The organism is Gordonia sp. (in: high G+C Gram-positive bacteria), assembly GCF_020438995.1.
Classification (GTDB): domain Bacteria; phylum Actinomycetota; class Actinomycetes; order Mycobacteriales; family Mycobacteriaceae; genus Gordonia.
The window spans coordinates 48541-63944 of record NZ_JAGQTN010000002.1 but is presented as its reverse complement, the minus strand read 5'-3'; the positions used below and the strand labels follow the sequence as shown (position 1 = coordinate 63944).

At 66.5% G+C, this 15404-nt stretch carries 14 protein-coding genes; 5 read left to right on the top strand and 9 right to left on the bottom strand.

Annotation, left to right across the window (positions count from 1 at the left end; genetic code table 11):
- On the top strand, positions 1-915 hold a 915-nt coding region (gene dmpG / locus KDB67_RS00330), incomplete at its 5' end, for a 4-hydroxy-2-oxovalerate aldolase (protein WP_291010925.1).
- Between the two features lie 30 nt (positions 916-945).
- On the opposite strand, the gene KDB67_RS00325 is transcribed toward dmpG, so the two are convergent.
- Positions 946-1491 (bottom strand): hypothetical protein, encoded by a 546-nt coding sequence (locus KDB67_RS00325; protein ID WP_291010923.1) that lies wholly within the window; start codon positions 1489-1491, stop codon positions 946-948.
- Positions 1492-1626: 135 nt separating this feature from the next.
- Between KDB67_RS00325 and KDB67_RS00320 the strand changes: the two genes are divergently transcribed.
- Positions 1627-2427: a VOC family protein gene (locus KDB67_RS00320; RefSeq protein WP_291010922.1), complete on the top strand. Its 801-nt coding sequence runs from the start codon at positions 1627-1629 to the stop codon at positions 2425-2427.
- Positions 2428-2441: 14 nt separating this feature from the next.
- Here KDB67_RS00320 and KDB67_RS00315 read toward each other — a convergent pair whose 3' ends face one another.
- On the bottom strand, positions 2442-3248 hold the full coding sequence (locus KDB67_RS00315) for a crotonase/enoyl-CoA hydratase family protein (protein ID WP_291010919.1): 807 nt from the start codon (positions 3246-3248) through the stop codon (positions 2442-2444).
- A 70-nt stretch (positions 3249-3318) separates the two neighbouring features.
- Between KDB67_RS00315 and KDB67_RS00310 the strand changes: the two genes are divergently transcribed.
- The 3 genes from KDB67_RS00310 to KDB67_RS00300 all read left to right on the top strand — a co-directional run bounded on the left by KDB67_RS00310 (position 3319) and on the right by KDB67_RS00300 (position 7624).
- Positions 3319-4935, top strand: a complete 1617-nt coding sequence (locus KDB67_RS00310) for an acyl-CoA synthetase (RefSeq protein ID WP_291010916.1) — start codon at positions 3319-3321, stop codon at positions 4933-4935.
- Between the two features lie 35 nt (positions 4936-4970).
- A complete protein-coding gene (locus KDB67_RS00305; RefSeq protein WP_291010914.1) occupies positions 4971-6113 on the top strand; it encodes a nitronate monooxygenase family protein in 1143 nt (380 codons plus the stop codon).
- A 242-nt stretch (positions 6114-6355) separates the two neighbouring features.
- Positions 6356-7624 carry a DUF4143 domain-containing protein gene (locus tag KDB67_RS00300; protein WP_291010912.1) on the top strand — a complete coding sequence of 423 codons (1269 nt, stop codon included), beginning with the start codon at positions 6356-6358 and terminating at the stop codon, positions 7622-7624.
- A gap of 160 nt (positions 7625-7784) precedes the next feature.
- Here KDB67_RS00300 and KDB67_RS00295 read toward each other — a convergent pair whose 3' ends face one another.
- The 7 genes from KDB67_RS00295 to KDB67_RS00265 all read right to left on the bottom strand — a co-directional run bounded on the left by KDB67_RS00295 (position 7785) and on the right by KDB67_RS00265 (position 15383).
- Positions 7785-8555 carry a TetR/AcrR family transcriptional regulator C-terminal domain-containing protein gene (locus tag KDB67_RS00295; RefSeq protein WP_291010910.1) on the bottom strand — a complete coding sequence of 257 codons (771 nt, stop codon included), beginning with the start codon at positions 8553-8555 and terminating at the stop codon, positions 7785-7787.
- A gap of 96 nt (positions 8556-8651) precedes the next feature.
- A complete protein-coding gene (locus KDB67_RS00290) occupies positions 8652-9017 on the bottom strand; it encodes a DUF952 domain-containing protein (RefSeq protein WP_291010908.1) in 366 nt (121 codons plus the stop codon).
- Between the two features lie 50 nt (positions 9018-9067).
- Positions 9068-10837: a TerD family protein gene (locus KDB67_RS00285; protein ID WP_291010906.1), complete on the bottom strand. Its 1770-nt coding sequence runs from the start codon at positions 10835-10837 to the stop codon at positions 9068-9070.
- Between the two features lie 116 nt (positions 10838-10953).
- A complete protein-coding gene (locus KDB67_RS00280) occupies positions 10954-11265 on the bottom strand; it encodes a hypothetical protein (RefSeq protein ID WP_291010904.1) in 312 nt (103 codons plus the stop codon).
- Between the two features lie 97 nt (positions 11266-11362).
- A complete protein-coding gene (locus KDB67_RS00275; RefSeq protein WP_291010902.1) occupies positions 11363-12853 on the bottom strand; it encodes a long-chain-fatty-acid--CoA ligase in 1491 nt (496 codons plus the stop codon).
- Positions 12850-13920 (bottom strand): acyl-CoA dehydrogenase family protein, encoded by a 1071-nt coding sequence (locus KDB67_RS00270; RefSeq protein WP_291010900.1) that lies wholly within the window; start codon positions 13918-13920, stop codon positions 12850-12852. The genes KDB67_RS00275 and KDB67_RS00270 overlap by 4 nt, the downstream gene beginning before the upstream one ends.
- A gap of 248 nt (positions 13921-14168) precedes the next feature.
- On the bottom strand, positions 14169-15383 hold the full coding sequence (locus KDB67_RS00265) for an acyl-CoA dehydrogenase family protein (RefSeq protein ID WP_291010897.1): 1215 nt from the start codon (positions 15381-15383) through the stop codon (positions 14169-14171).
- Positions 15384-15404 lie beyond the last annotated feature (21 nt).

The window sequence follows — 15404 nt, the reverse complement described above, 5'->3', positions numbered from 1 at the left end:
GGTGTGCCGGTCATCGAGGTGACCCACGGCGACGGTCTCGGCGGCTCCTCGTTCAACTATGGCTTCTCCAAAACCCCTGAGCAGCAACTGATCAAGGCGGCGGCCGAAACCGCCAAGCGCGCCAAGATCGCGTTCCTGATGCTGCCGGGTCTCGGTACCAAGGACGACATCCGTGCCGCTCAGGACAACGGCGGACAGATCTGCCGCATCGCCACCCACTGCACCGAGGCCGACGTCTCGATCCAGCACTTCGGGCTGGCCCGCGAGCTGGGCCTGGAGACCGTCGGGTTCCTGATGATGAGCCATTCGCAGCCGCCGGAGGTCATCGCCAAGCAGGGCCGCATCATGGCCGACGCCGGCTGCCAGTGCGTGTACGTCGTCGACTCGGCCGGTGCGCTGGTGCTCGAGGACGTCACTTACCGCGTGCAGGCGCTGCGCGCCGAACTCGGCGACGACGCCCAGATCGGCTTCCACGGCCACGAGAACCTCGACATCGCCGTCGCCAACTCCGTCAACGCGGTGCGCGCGGGTGCCCAGCAGATCGACGGGTCCATCCGCCGGTTCGGTGCGGGTGCGGGCAACACGCCCACCGAGGCGTTCGTCGGGGTGTGCGACAAGCTCGGCATCACCACCGGTATCGACTTCATGAAGATCGCCGACGCCGCGCAGGACGTGGTGCGTCCGGCGATGCCGTCCGAATGCCTGGTGGATCGTTCGGCCATGATGATGGGCTACGCGGGCTGCTACTCCAGCTTCCTCAAGCACGCCGAGAATCACGCCGAACGCTACGGCGTCCCGGCCGCGGAGATCCTGCTGGAGGCCGGTGCCCGCAAGCTCGTCGGCGGCCAGGAGGACCAGCTCATCGACATCGCGCTGGAACTGCGCAAGAAGCAGGACGCCAACGCCGGCGTCTGACGTTCGTGGGCCGAACCTGTGCCGGAGGGATCACCCCTCCGGCACAGGTGTATCCGGCCGCCGGCGGTCGAGGATTCGCAGCGTCATCAGGGTGAGCAGGACGACCAGCGCCACCACGCATACGGCGAGCGCGGCGTAGGCGCCCCACCCGGCCGACATCGCGGGCATGTCGGATTCGAGTTCGGTGGTGACGAGGCTGTCGAACATGCGCGGGGCGGGGTCGGCGATGACTTGGACGGTCCGCACGGAGGCGATGGCGAAGATGATGCCGAGCACGATCAAGCCGGTCCAGAAGACGATGTCGTGCAACCACATTGCGGCCGCTATGAGGACGATCAGCGCGCCGCAGAACAGCAGCGGCACCGCCGGACGCTGGGTGTGCTCCTCCAGGAATACGACGTCGGCCGGCGACGCGCCCGGAACGCTTACCTTGCCGAGACCGGTCACGGCCGGCCGTACGCCTTCATCTCCCACGCCCCACTCGGCCAGGGTGAGTGAGGCCAGCGCGACCCCGCAGATGAGCAGGAACAGCGGGGCCCAGCGGTCCAGCAGGCGGCGAACGTCGAACAAGTCCATGCCACCAGTATCGGGGGCATCGCAGGAACGCGACAGTCGGCCTGGCCGATGCGCCGGATCTCCCCGATGTGCTGACAGGACGCCGATTAGCACATACTGTCGAACCATCGGAAGTCTGATGACGAGGAGATGGCCATGTCCGAGTACTCGGCGCCGGTCGGTGCGCCGATCTGGTTCGATCTGATCAGTGAGGATACGGCCCGCGCGGCCGCGTTCTACAGTGAACTGTTCGGTTGGGAGGTGGATGCACCGCCCAACGTGGAGTTCGGCGGCTATCAGAACTTCGTGAAGAACGGCAGACGTGTTGCCGGGCTCAGTCCGGTGATGGAGGGCGGTGGTCCGCCCAACGTGTGGTCGGTCTATCTGTACACCACGGACGCCACCGCCACCGCCGAGGACGTCGCGAAGTCCGGCGGCAGCATCATCGTGCCGCCGATGGCAATCGGTGACGACGGGACGATGGTGTTCGCCATCGACAGTGCGGGTGCTGCGATCGGATTCTGGCAGCCCGGCACTCACCCGGGATTCACCGAATGGGGGACGCAGGGCACCCCGTACTGGTTCGAATGCCACAGCAAGTCGTACGCGGCGTCGCTGGACTTCTATCGCGCCGTCGCCGGCGCGCAGATCCAGGAGGTGGGCACCGGCGGCGATCCCGACGCCGTCGGACCGGACGCCTACTCGCAGTTGATGACCCCTGATGGCAATGCGTACTCGGGAATCATGGACTCGGTCAAGCTCTTTCCGCCCGAGGTTCCTTCGTTCTGGCAGGTGTACATCACCGTCGACGATGTCCGCGCCACCGTCACCCGTGTGGAGGAACTCGGCGGGAAGATCCTGATGGGCGGCGAGGACACGCCGTACGGCACTCTCGCGACGGTCACCGATCCGTTCGGCGCGGTCTTCGCACTCGGCTCACCGCCCGCGGGAATGTAGTACCCCGCCGCTGGTCACTCGCCGGTGAAGACGGGGGTTTGCTTCTCCGCGAACGCTTTCGGGCCGATCCGGGCGTCCTTGGACTTGAATACCGCGATGCCGAGCTTGGCTTCGATCTTGAACGCGTCCTCCTCGTGGAGGCCTTCGGTGTCGCGCATGGTCTTGAGGATGGCCTGCACGGCGAGGGGGCCGTTGGCGGCGATGGTGTCGGCGATCTCCAGTGCGCGATCGAGGGCGGTGCCGTCGGGGACGACGTAGCCGATCAGGCCGTACTCCTTGGCCTCGGCGGCGGTGATGTGCCGTCCGGTGAGCAGCAGGTCGGCGGCGATGGTGTACGGGATCTGCCGGGGCAGTCGCACGGCGCTGCCGCCGAGCGGGAACAGGCCCCAACGTGCTTCGGCCACACCGAATCTGGCGCTCTCGCCGGCGACCCGGATGTCGGTGCCCTGCAGGATCTCGGTACCGCCGGCGATCGCGGCGCCCTCGACGGCGGCGATGAGTGGTTTGGTGAGCCTGCGGCCCTTGAGCAGGGCGGGCAGGCTCGCGGGATTCCAGGTGCCCTGGTCGACGGTGTCGCCGGGGGCGTTGTCGCGCATCGCCTTGAGGTCCATGCCCGCGCAGAACGAACCACCCGCGCCGGTGAGGATCGCGACCCGGATGTCGGGATCGGCGTCGACCTGATCCCACGCCTCGCGCATCGTCGCCATCATCTCCAGCGACAGCGCATTGCGGGCCTGCGGACGATTGAGCGTCACGATGAGCACGTGGCCCCGCTTTTCGACGAGGCAGTGCGGGGCGTCGGTGCTGACGGAAGCGGTCATCGCAGGGCGTCCTCTGGGGTTCGGTGGTACACGCTTGCCCCAAACAGTAACACGTTCTAGTTTTGTAGCCATGGCCTTCACCATCGCTGACCTCATCGAGCACTCGGTCGACCTCAACCCCGAGCGCGTCGCCCTCGAGACCGAGGGGGAGTCCCACACCTACGCCGAGCTCGAGGCCCGGGCCAACGCGCTCGCCCACACCTTGCGTGACCTCGGGATCAAACCGGGTGACGCGGTGGGTCTGTACAGCAGAAACACGGTCGAGGCCGTCGAGGCGATGGTGGCGATCTTCAAGGCGCGGGCCGTCATGGTCAACGTCAACTACCGGTACGTCGAAGGCGAGCTGGAGCACATCTTCACCGACTCCGGGATGAAGGTGCTGATCCACGAACGCCGGTACCGGGACAAGGTGCGGAACGTGTTGCAGAACGCGCCGTTGATCGAGCGCCGCATCGTCATCGAGGACGGCACCGACGAGGCCGGTGAACTCGATCCGGGCGAGAGCCGGTTCGAGGACGCGATCGCCTCCTCGTCCACCGAACGCGACTTCGAGCCGCGCAGCGAGGACGACCTGTACATGCTCTACACCGGCGGCACCACCGGCAAACCCAAGGGCGTGGTGTGGCGGCAGGAGGACATCTGGCGCGTGCTCGGCGGCGGCATCGACTGGCACACCAGCGAACCGGTCACCGACGAATGGCACCTGGCGCGGGTCGGCGCCGAAGGCGGGCAACTCGTCAGGTTCCCCATCCCGCCGTTCATCCACGGCGGCTCCCAGTGGGCGATCTTCCAGTCGCTGATGGGCGGCCAGAAGGCCGTCGTCTACCCCGAATTCGACGCCGCCCGCAGCTGGGAGATCGTCGAGAAGCACAAGGTGAACGTTGTGTTCATCACCGGCGACGCGATGGGGCGGCCGATGGTGGAAGCCCTCGCCGAACGCGACTACGACCTGTCGAGCCTGGTGACGGTCGCCTCGTCGGCGGCACTGTTCTCGCAGAACGTGAAAGAGGAGTTCCTGGACCGGATTCCGAACGCACTGCTCATCGACGCCATCGGGTCGTCGGAGACCGGATTCGGCGGACTGGGCATCGTCTCGAAGGGTTCGCCCACCTCCGGGGGGCCGCGGGTCACCGCCGACAAACAACTGCACGTGCTGCGCGAGGACGGCACCGTCATCGAACCGGGCAGCGGCGAGATCGGCACGCTGGCGCGTTCGGGACACATCCCGCTGCGCTATCACAACGATCCCGAGAAGTCGGCGAAGACCTTCAAAGAGTTTGGTGGCGTTCGGTATTCGCTTCCCGGTGATTTCGCCCGGGTCGAGGACGACGGCTCGATCACCATGCTCGGCCGGGGCTCGGTGTCGATCAACACCGGTGGCGAGAAGGTGTTCCCCGAAGAGGTCGAGGCCGCGCTCAAGGCCCATCCGGATGTCTTCGACACCGTGGTGGTCGGTGTGCCCGACGACCGTTTCGGTCAGCGGGTCGTCGCCGTCGTCGCCACCCGGGGGAACGCGCGGCCGTCGCTGACCGACCTGAACGAGGTGGTCCGCAAGGAACTGGCCGGATACAAGTGCCCGCGCGCCGTCTGGTTCGTCGACGAGATCAAGCGCTCACCCGCCGGGAAACCCGACTATCGCTGGGGCGCCGAGCACACCGCCGCCCACGACGCCGACGAGACACTCTGAGCTTTCACCACCCGCCAGACCTGACAAGAGGAACAATGCGCACACAACTCGCCGAACAATTCGGCATCGACTACCCGATCTTCGGATTCACCCCGTCGCAGCATGTCGCGGCGGCGATCAGCCGGGCCGGTGGCCTGGGCGTGCTAGGCTGCGTCCGGTTCAACGAGGCCGAGGAACTCGACGCCGTCCTGGAATGGATGCACGAGAACACCGACGGCAAACCGTTCGGCGTCGACGTGGTGATGCCCGCCAAGATCCCCACCGAGGGCAGCAAGATGGACCTCGACTCGATGATCCCGCCGGAGCATCGGGCATTTGTCGACCGCACCCTGGCCGACCTCGGTGTGCCGCCGCTGTCCGACGACGTCGAAGCCCACACCGGGGTGCTCGGCTGGCTGCACTCGGTGGCCCGCTCCCACGTCGACGTCGCGATGGAACACACCCGCAAATACGGGCAGATCAAGCTGATCGCCAACGCGCTCGGTTCGCCGCCCGACGACGTGATCGCCGTCGCGCATGAGAACGGCGTGAAGGTGGCGGCGCTGGCCGGGACGTCGGCGCACGCCCTGCACCACATCGACGCCGGCGTCGACATTGTGATTGCGCAGGGTTATGAAGGCGGTGGACACACCGGCGACGTGGCGTCGATGGTGCTGTGGCCGGAGATCGTCGACGCCGTGGGCGACGCGCCGGTGCTCGCGGCCGGTGGTGTGGGCGACGGCCGGCAGATCGCCGCCGCGATAGCCCTTGGTGCACAAGGTGTCTGGATGGGTACGTACTGGCTGACCGCGGCCGAATACAATCTCGGCGTCACCGGTGACGGGCCGTCGACCGTGCAGCAGGCGCTGCTCAAGGCGTCCTCGCGGGACACCGTGCGCCGCCGCATCTACTCGGGCAAACCGGCCCGCCTGCTCAAGACCCGCTGGACCGACGCTTGGGATGCCCCCGGCGCGCCCGAGCCGCTGCCGATGCCGCTGCAGAACCTGCTGGTCGGCGAGGCACACGCCCGCATCTCCGCCGCCGACGACCCCGAGGTCGTCGCGATGCCCGCCGGGCAGATCGTGGGCCGCTGCAACGCCATCACCCCGGTCGCCGAACTCATCGACGGGCTGGTGTCCGGCTACGACGCCGCGGTGGACCGGATGTCGCGCACGGTGGCCGCCCGCCAAAGCCGCTGACTCGCCGGGCAGCCAGAACGGCGTTCCCGCGTCGCCGATTTCGTCCCGCGTATCGGTTGTCGCGATATCCGATACGCGGGACGCAGTTCAAGTCGCGGCTCGGTGTAGCGGACACGACGACGGCAGTTTGCTTGACCGGGTCCACCCTGTCCTGCTATCTGGCAAGTTCATATCCTGCTGTATGCACAATCCATATCCTGCTATCTGTAATATAGAGTCTCTGCCAGATGTAAGATTCGAGCGTGGACTATCAGCGGCGCGCGATCGACGATGAACTCGACCTGATGCTATCGGCGCTGCCGGCGATTGCCATCGATGGCGCCAAGGCCGTGGGTAAGACCTCGACTACGCAGGCCCGGGCCGCGAGCGTCCTGCGACTCGACTCGCGATCAGTACGTGAGGTCGTCGGAGCGGACCCGGAGTCCATCCTGCTCCGCACGCGTCCCCTATTGATCGACGAATGGCAACACGTGGCCGATGTCTGGGACGTCGTACGCCGGGCAGTCGACGAGGACCGTACGCCGGGCCAGTTTCTGCTGACCGGGAGCGCGACCCCACGGGACGGCGCAACCGCGCACTCGGGCGCCGGTCGGATCACTCGTCTGCGAATGCGGCCACTCGCGTTCAGTGAGCGGGGCATCACAATTCCATCTGTGAGCCTCGAAGGGCTCCTGGCCGGAACAGCCGAGGTAGAAGGTCACACCGACATCCGGTTGTCGCATTACGTCGAAGAGATCATGGCGTCCGGCTTTCCCGGACTTCGCGGGCTGCCACCGCGTCTCTTGCGAGGTGAGCTCGACAGCTATGTGCGCAACGCCGTAGACCGCGACATCCCGGAGCTGGGACTCTCCGTACGTAAACCAGCCGTGTTGCTCGATTGGTTACGAGCCTATGCGGCAGCCAGTTCAGGAACCGCAAGCTACACAGAAATACTCGACGCATCTACTGCGGGCATTGCTGAGAAACCGGCCCGCGCAACGACGGCAGCATATCGTGACGCGCTACAACAGCTGTGGCTGCTCGACCCGCTACCGGCGTGGGCGCCGATCGGTAAGGAATTCGCTCGGCTGAGCCAGACGCCGACACATCACCTTGCCGACCCCGCGCTCGCCGCACGGCTACTGGGACTCACTCATCAGTCGCTGCTGGATGGAGCCGGAACACCACTGGGTCCACAACAGGGCACAGTACTCGGAAGACTGTTCGAATCGCTGGTCACACTCAGCGTCCGGGTGCTTGCACAGCGCGCCGAAGCCGAAGTCACTCACCTGCGCACCCGCAACGGTGACCACGAGATCGACCTGATGCTCACCGACCCGGAAGGCCGGGTGCTCGCGGTAGAAGTGAAGCTCACCAACACCGTCGCCGACCACGACGTGAAGCACCTCATGTGGCTGTCGAATGTCTACGGAGACCAGATCATCGACCGAGTCATCATCAACACCGGCCCGGCGGCCCACCGCCGTCCTGACGGTATCGCCGTCATTCCCCTCGCCCTGCTCGGGCCATGAGGCCACGCAGTCCCCGAGCGCGGCTTCGCCGACCGTACCGGGCAGGCAGATCGACGTTCCCGCGTCACCGATTTCGTCGTGCGTATCGGTTGTCGCGATATCCGATACGCGGGGCGCAGTTCAAGTCGCGGCCTTATTCGTCGCTGACGCCCCTCATGCGTCAACCGGCGAAGGGGCCCGACTTCGGTGTGCGCATGGTGAGCCGGCCGCGGTTGCCGCTATCACCGGCCGGGCCGTAGTGGTGGGTGATCGCGGCGTTCATCGTCGCGATGCCGGTGAGGATCACGTCGAAGCCGAACTCGTGGGCCGGAGCCTTGCCCGCCTGCGCCGTCACCATCCGTGCTGCGATCGGAAAGCGTTCGGCCGCACCTAGTTCGGCGAGTTTCTCCGGTAGCTGCGCGGCGTGCTCGTAGGCGGTCGTCGCGGCCGTGTGGGACCGGGTCCGGGCGAAGTCCAGTGCCAGCGTCAGGACCGCGTCCTTGGCGATGTCGGAAAACGGCAGCGATTCGACGGCCGTCAGCTCTCGCTCGTACTTGGCGAGCGCACCCGGACCCGCGACCGCGTGTATGACGGCCAGGTCGGTGAGCCAGGGATGCTCGGCGAACAGTGCAAGATTGTCGGCGACGACCGCCGACAACATGGTCTGCCAGTCGTCGCCCGGCCCGATCGAGGTGATGTCGGTGTAGGCCATGTCGAGGTATACCTGATCGACCATCAGCGCGATCAGTTGTTCGCGGCCGTCGACGTACGAGTACAGCGACATGACCGGAATCCCTACCGCCGCCGCCACATCCCGCACGGTGAACTCGGCGCCCTTCTCGTCGGCGACGGTGATGGCGGTGCTCACGATCTGATCGGTCGTGTACTTCGGGGGCCTGCCGCGACGGAGCTGCGGAGCCTCCTTGCGCCACAACAGATCGATCGTGTCCATGGTCCTCGCCGGTCGCCGGATAGATAAGCGTACCCAGTACGAATACCAGTGCCGGTGTGCGGTCCGTACAGTGGGGTCCGTTTCCGGCCGGGGCGCTCAGCCCGCGTCGGACAGCGGCGCGAACGCTCCTTCGCTGTCGGGAAGATACGGTTCGGCAGCGACGATCGCGGCGACCGGAAGTTCGCCGTACAGATGCGGGAACAGCATGCTCTCCGGGTCGGTCGGGACACCCGGTTCCCAGCGGATCTCCGCCGTCACCAGCGCCGGATCCACGTGCAGCGCCAGCAGGTCGGTGCGGGCCGCGAACAGGCGGTTGGCGGGCAGATGCACCTGATACGGCGCCGACAGGTGGATGAAGCCGACCTCGGTCAGGGACGGGGCGTCGACGTGGCCGAGGGTCTGTGCCCGCGACCATTCGGCCTCGGTGCACAGGTGAAGCAGGGGGCCGGTGGGAGAGGTCATCGGGTTATCGTGCCCGTGCTCGCGTCAGCCGTCCACTTCCACCCCAGGCGTCAGCCGTCTACTTCTACACCGTGCCGGACGGCGAACGCGGCGAGATCGTCGTCGTATCCCTGCCCGAGAATCCGCAGCCGCCACACATCGCGCCGGCGGTAGACCTCGGCGACGATCATCGACCGTTCCGAGGTGGCGGCGTCGAGGACCGCGGTGGCGATGGTGGTGGTGCCACTGTCGACCGTCACCGACAGCGGTCCGAGGTCACCGAACGTCGCCCGCTCGATCGCCGCGCCGACGCTGACGCGTGCGATGTCCTCGGGGACGGAACCGAGCTGCACCGTGATGCCTTGCTCACGATCGCCGTCGATGCTCAGCGACACCGAGCCGTCGGGGGAGGCGGGCTGGTTGAAGAATACGAACTCGTCGTCGGAGGGCACCCGGTCGGTGGTGTCGAGTTCGAATGCGACGACGTCGACCTCCGGCGCGGCGATGGCGGCGGCGCTCCATGCGACGTTGACCGAGACGCTGTGCAGGCCCGTCGGCAGGTCGATGACCATGCCGGGGGTCATCGTCACCGGTTCAGGCATGGGCGCGACCTCCGTCTCTGCATCCGGTTCGGTATCGACTTCGGTGTCGATCTTAGGGACGGCCAGGCCGAGTGCGGCGTCGACGTCGGCCATCGCGAGCAGCGTGAGCTTGCGGTTGATGATCTTGGTCATCCGCGGGTCGCCCTCGCCGCCGGACAACACCAGCACCTGGGTGACCCGTGAGGTGAGGTTGATGGCCGGAACGCCGCCCAATTGGACTATGCGCGAACGCATCACGGTGGCTTCGAGATGTGACCCACCGAGGACGAGGGTCCGCCGGCCGGCCCACGGCCCGGCCGGTTTCGGGGGCCTCGCCGGTGTGGAGATGACGTCGATGACCTCGATCTCGGCCGGCGCGGACTTGGGTACGCCCGCAACGGGATCTGCGGCCAGCCGCAGCACCGTGGCCTCGTCGACGATCGGGGTGCCGAACTCGCCCGCCCGCTCCAGTTTCCGGCTGTGCGGTGCACCTGCATTGACCACCAGCAGCCCGGTCTTCCGGCTGATACCGCTCATCACGTCCATACCGGCGTCGGCGAGCCGGTGGGCGAGTTCGGTGCGGGACACATTCGTCGGGCCGGTGATGACGATCTTGGTGCCCTGAACGAGCCCGATCGCCGGGTCGTACCTACCTGCCTCCCGCCACGGGCAGGGCACCCGGGTGACCTTGTCCGGGTAGGCACGTGACGATGCACCGCACGCGACGATGGGCAACCCGAGCCCGAGCGAGTCGGCCAGGTCGACGCTGCGCCGGAACACGTGCGTCAGCGTGCGGGCATCGTCGAGAGCATCGTGGGCGTTGTCCTGCCGGATCCCCCAATGGCGCGCCAGCGTCCCGAGTTTCACATCGGGAACGTCAAGTTGGAGTCTGCGGGCCAGGGTGACCGTGCACAACCGTTGCGCAGTAGGAAGTTTCGCACCCGCCCTGCGTGCCTCCTCGACGAGGAACCCGTGATCGAAGGCCGCATTGTGCGCGACCAGTGTGCGCCCGTCCAGCAGCTGCGTGAGCGGTTCGACGATGGTGTCGAACGTCGGTGCGCCGCGCAGCCGTTCACGGGTCAACCGGTGGATATGCACCGGACCGGGATCGCAGCCCGGATTCAGCAACGTCGAGAACTCCTCCTCGACCCGGCCCGAGGAGTCCATCGTGATCGCAGCGACGCTCAGCACCCGATGCTCGCGGGCCCGCAGCCCCGACGTCTCCACATCCACCAGTGCCCAACCCGACTCGACAGTCACCTCGCATTTCCTTTCGTTCCGACGGATTGTGCCAGAGCCGTCCGACAACGGGTGGATGGAGGGAGAACTCGGTAGGCGGTAGCCCAGGCGATCGTCGGGGCGGTTTCCGGGGAACGTCAGCGCTTGGGCGCACGATCTGTGTCCCGGCAACCCGGATGGCGGTTGATGGTTTCGGCGATGGCGAGTATCTGCGGATATTCTTCTGACAAAGGAGCATAACCGCTGTGGTGATGAGACCGGACCAGCCAGAACGCCCAACCCCGGAGAAGCTCCACCCCTGCCCATTCCGGGATCCTGCGGCTCTGCTCAAATTCCCGCTCAAGAGGCTCAATGAGCGTGGCGAGTCCCGATGGTCCTCCCGCGAGACGCTCATATCCATTGTAAGTGCGAGCCCACTCGCTTAAGCGCTGATCGTAGTCGTCCTGCATCGAATAAGTGTCCCAGAACGCTGCGTTCCCGCGCAGGCGCTTCCTTCACCGCTAAGCAGATCCGTTTAGCGGCCAAGGAAACCAATGCGCGGGAACGTTAGGTGTAGTGGTGGTTGGTGAGGGTCCAGGTGGGGGATGAGGCTTGGGGGCGCAGGGTTGTCTTGACGGTTTTGAAGGTGGCGGTTTGGGGGAGGGTGTCGAGGAGGAGGACGCGGTGGGGCCATTGTTTGGGGCCGAGATCGGGTTGGGTGGCCAGGAAGTCGGTGAGGGCTTCGGCGGTGAGGTCGTCGGCGACGAGGGCGGCGACGATCTCGTCGCCGATCTCTACCGGGATGCCGAAGACGGCGGCGTGGTGAATCCGGGGATGGCGCAGGAGGATGTGTTCGATGGGTTGGGTGCCGAGGTTTTCGCCGTCGACGCGCAGCCAGTCTCCGGTGCGGCCGGCGAAGTGGATGTAGCCGGCGTCGTCGACCCAGCCGAGGTCGCCGGTGTGGTAAATGCCGCCGCGCAGGCGGTCTTCGGTGGCTTCGGGGTCGTTGTAGTAGCCGCTGAAAAGGCCTGGGCCGGAGGCATTCACGATCTCGCCGACGGTGCCGGGTGGGACCGGCGTACCGGTGTCGGGGTCGACGATGGCGTTAGGTTCGCGGAGGGGGCCGAGGGCGTCGTCGGGGGTGTCGGGGGTGCGGGTGATCGCGACTCCGCTTTCGGTGGAGCCGAAACCGTCGACGACCCGGCAACCGAAGCGTTCGGCGAATGCGGTGCGGTCTGCAGCCGAGGCCTCGTTGCCGTACATGATCCGCAGTGGCGACGACGCGTCGTCGGGGTGGGGCTCGGTGGCCAGGATGTAGCGCATCGGGGTGCCGACGTAGTTGGCGAACGTGATGCCGTAGCGGTGCACGTCGTCGGCGAATCCGCGGGCGGAGAATCTGCGGCGCAACGCTATCGACGCGCCACCGGCCACCGCGATGGACCAGCCGGCGATGAGTGCGTTGGAATGGAACATCGGCATCGCGATGTAGGCGACGTCTTCGGGCCCGATCGAAAAGCGTTCGGCAAGCATCATTCCCGGGTCGGCGAACTTGCGCTGATTGCAGCGCACCGCCTTCGGATCGCCGGTCGTGCCGGAGGTGAAGATCAACATCAGCAGATCGTCGGGGGCGGCTGCGGATGCCGAATCGTCAGAGGGGGCGTCCGCGAGCAGTTCCGCCCACTCTGGACGATCGATATTGATAACGCGCACACCCGAGTCCGCCGCGTACAGGTGTTCGGTGGCGTCGGAGACCAGTATCACCTGGCAGTCGGAACGTTCGACGTCGGCGGCGAGCGCCTGGCCCCGGCGGGTGGTATTGAGGCCGACGAGCACGAATCCGCCCAGGGCTGCCGCGCCGAACAGATAGCTGAACTCAGGGACGTTCTCCAGCAGCACGCCCACATGGGGTGGTCGGCTCGGATCGAGAAGCGGCCCAAGCACATCGACCCGTTGTCGAGACAGGGTGACATGGTCACGCCAGGAGACGAAGTCGTCCTCGAAGTACAGACCGCGGTCGTCGACGTCGGCGAGGGCCAGTAGTAATTCCGCGACGGTCATGCCGGTTCGGCGGCAAGTGATTCACCGATGTCGAGCAGCGTTGCCGATGCGGAACCGGCGGTGAACTCGTTCTGCTTGGCGCGCAAGAAGTATCGGTGCACCGGGTGGGAGGTGTCCAGGCCGACACCGCCGTGGATATGCACGGTACTGTGTCCGATCCGGTGCCCCGCCTCGGCGGCCCAGAACTTGGCCGTCGCGATCGCGGTCGGGGCGGATGGATCATCTTGTGCGAGTAGCCAAGCCGCCTGCTGGGTGGTTACGGCCAACGCCTGCGCGTCGATGTAGCCGTCGGCCAGGCGCTGCGACACGGCCTGGAAAGATCCGATCGGACGGTCGAATTGTTGGCGTTCACAGGCATATTCGGCCGTCAGGCGGAGCGCCTGGGCGACGACTCCGGTCTGCTCAGCGGCCACGGCCAGACGTGTGCGTGCGATGATCGCGTCGACAGCTCCGGGTCGCAGGATGCGGTCCGGTTCCACGACCACACCGTCGAAGGTGACCTGTGCGGTGGGGATCAGGCCGGTGACCGGGGTGTCGGTGATGGTGACACCGTCATCGGCGGTGCCGACCAGCGCCGCGACCGGTCCGTCGGGGCCGATTGCCGTGACCAGCAACAGGGTTGCGGCCGACGCGTAGGGGACATTCACCTTGGTGCCGGACAGGGTGAATGTTGGTTCCGTTGTGGCGGTGAGTGTTCCGGATGCAAGATCGTCCTCGGCCGCGACGCTCACGATGATGGAACCGTCGGCGATGCCCGGTAGCAGAGTGTCGGGGCCGAACGCGTCGATCACCGGACCGGCGACGACGGCGTGCGGGCCGAACGGGACCCGGGCCAGGTGCCGGCCCAATTCGGTTGCCACGGCGATGTTGTCGACTGCGGTGAGGCCGTCGCAGGATTGTTCTAGGCCCAGCAGCCCGGCCTTCGCCAGTTGTTGCCACAGATTGGCGTCCAAAGGTGCTGCGGCGGCTTCGAGTTCGGCGACACGTTCGGGGGTGCTGATCGACGAGGCGATTTCGGCGGTGAGGGCGGTCAGGTCCGCGGTTGATTCGTCGGGGGTGAAGTCCATTGGGTGTCCTGTGGGGTTATGGCTGTGGTTGCGGAATGCTGTTGTGTCGCCGGACCCTTCGTGACCCTCGCTCCTTCGTCGCTTCGGCCTCAGGGATCAAGATGTGGGTCGGGTCTTGGGCAAGATGGGGGTTGGGTGTTGGGCAAGATGGGGGTTGGGTGTTGGGCAAGATGGGGGTCGGGTGTTGGGCGAGATGTGGGTCGGCCTCAGGGATCAAGATGGGGGTCGAGTTGGGGTGGTGTCCGTGTTCAGCGGCGGGAGTAGGGGAGTTTGAGGGCGGTCATGGCGATGATGTCGCGCTGGACCTCGTTGGTGCCACCGCCGAAGGTGAGAATCAGTGAGGTGCGCTGGAAGCGTTCGAGGCGACCGGCCAGGTGGGCGCCGGTGCTGCCCTGGCGCAGGGTGGCGGCGGGGCCGACGATCTCCATCAGTAGGCGGTAGGCCTCGGTGGCGAATTCGGTGCCGAATACCTTGGTGGCGGAGGCGTCGGCGGGGGACGGGGCGCTGCCCGAGCCGACGGCCGAGGCGATCTTCCAGTTGATGAGCTTGAGGAACTCGACCTTGGCGTGCACGCGGGCCAGGTTGGTGCGCACCCATTGCTGTTCGATCAAGCCGGACTCGCGGGCCCAGGCGATCGTCTCGCCGAGTGCGATCTGGATCGGGGCGGCGCTGCACAAGGCGACCCGCTCGTTGTTGAGCTGATTGGTGACCAGCGCCCAGCCGCGGCCCTCCTCACCGACGAGTGAACTGCGCGGCACCCGGACGTCGGAGTAGTAGGTGGCTGACGTGTCGACCCCCGACATCGTGTGCACCACGGTGTAGTCGAAGCCGGGAGCCGTCGTCGGGACGGTGAGCACAGAGATTCCGCGATGCTTCTTGGCGCCGTCCGCGAGCCCGGACTGGTCGGTGCGGCAGGCCAGCCAGATGTAGTCGGCGTACGGGACCAGGCTGGTCCACATCTTCTGGCCGTTGATCACGTACTCGTCGCCGTCGGTGACGGCGGTGGTGCGCAGATTCGCCAGATCGGTGCCGGCGCCCGGCTCGGAATACCCGATGGAGAAATGCAGATCGCCTGCCGCGATCTTCGGTAGAAAGTACGCCTTCTGCTCGTCGGTGCCGTAGTGCATGATCGTCGGCGCCACCGAGTTGATGGTCAGAAACGGCACCGGTGCGCCCGCGATGGCGGCCTCGTCGGTGAAGATCAGCTGATCCATCATCGACCGGTTCTGGCCGCCGTATTCGGTGGGCCAGCCCAGGGCCAGCCAACCGTCCTTACCCATGCGCGACACGACGTCCCGGTACGCGTCCCCGTACTCGCCGGTGTCCATCCCCCGTCGCTTCGCTCGCCCCGCTTCGGTTCCCCCGACGAGCGCGGCCCGGCGTTCGGGGGTCATCAGGTCGCTGAAGTACGCCCGCAGCTCGCGCTGCAGGGCTTGCTGTTCGTCGGTGTAGGCGATGCGCACTCGGGGCTCCCACTCGTCATG

Bases quoted from the DNA above. Each gene is read 5' to 3' on its own strand.
- KDB67_RS00325 (WP_291010923.1), bottom strand. From the start codon at position 1,491: ATGGACTTGTTCGACGTTCGCCGCCTGCTGGACCGCTGGGCCCCGCTG.
- KDB67_RS00320 (WP_291010922.1), top strand. From the start codon at position 1,627: ATGTCCGAGTACTCGGCGCCGGTCGGTGCGCCGATCTGGTTCGATCTG.
- KDB67_RS00315 (WP_291010919.1), bottom strand. From the start codon at position 3,248: ATGACCGCTTCCGTCAGCACCGACGCCCCGCACTGCCTCGTCGAAAAG.
- KDB67_RS00310 (WP_291010916.1), top strand. From the start codon at position 3,319: ATGGCCTTCACCATCGCTGACCTCATCGAGCACTCGGTCGACCTCAAC.
- KDB67_RS00305 (WP_291010914.1), top strand. From the start codon at position 4,971: ATGCGCACACAACTCGCCGAACAATTCGGCATCGACTACCCGATCTTC.
- KDB67_RS00295 (WP_291010910.1), bottom strand. From the start codon at position 8,555: ATGGACACGATCGATCTGTTGTGGCGCAAGGAGGCTCCGCAGCTCCGT.
- KDB67_RS00290 (WP_291010908.1), bottom strand. From the start codon at position 9,017: ATGACCTCTCCCACCGGCCCCCTGCTTCACCTGTGCACCGAGGCCGAA.
- KDB67_RS00280 (WP_291010904.1), bottom strand. From the start codon at position 11,265: ATGCAGGACGACTACGATCAGCGCTTAAGCGAGTGGGCTCGCACTTAC.
- KDB67_RS00275 (WP_291010902.1), bottom strand. From the start codon at position 12,853: ATGACCGTCGCGGAATTACTACTGGCCCTCGCCGACGTCGACGACCGC.
- KDB67_RS00270 (WP_291010900.1), bottom strand. From the start codon at position 13,920: ATGGACTTCACCCCCGACGAATCAACCGCGGACCTGACCGCCCTCACC.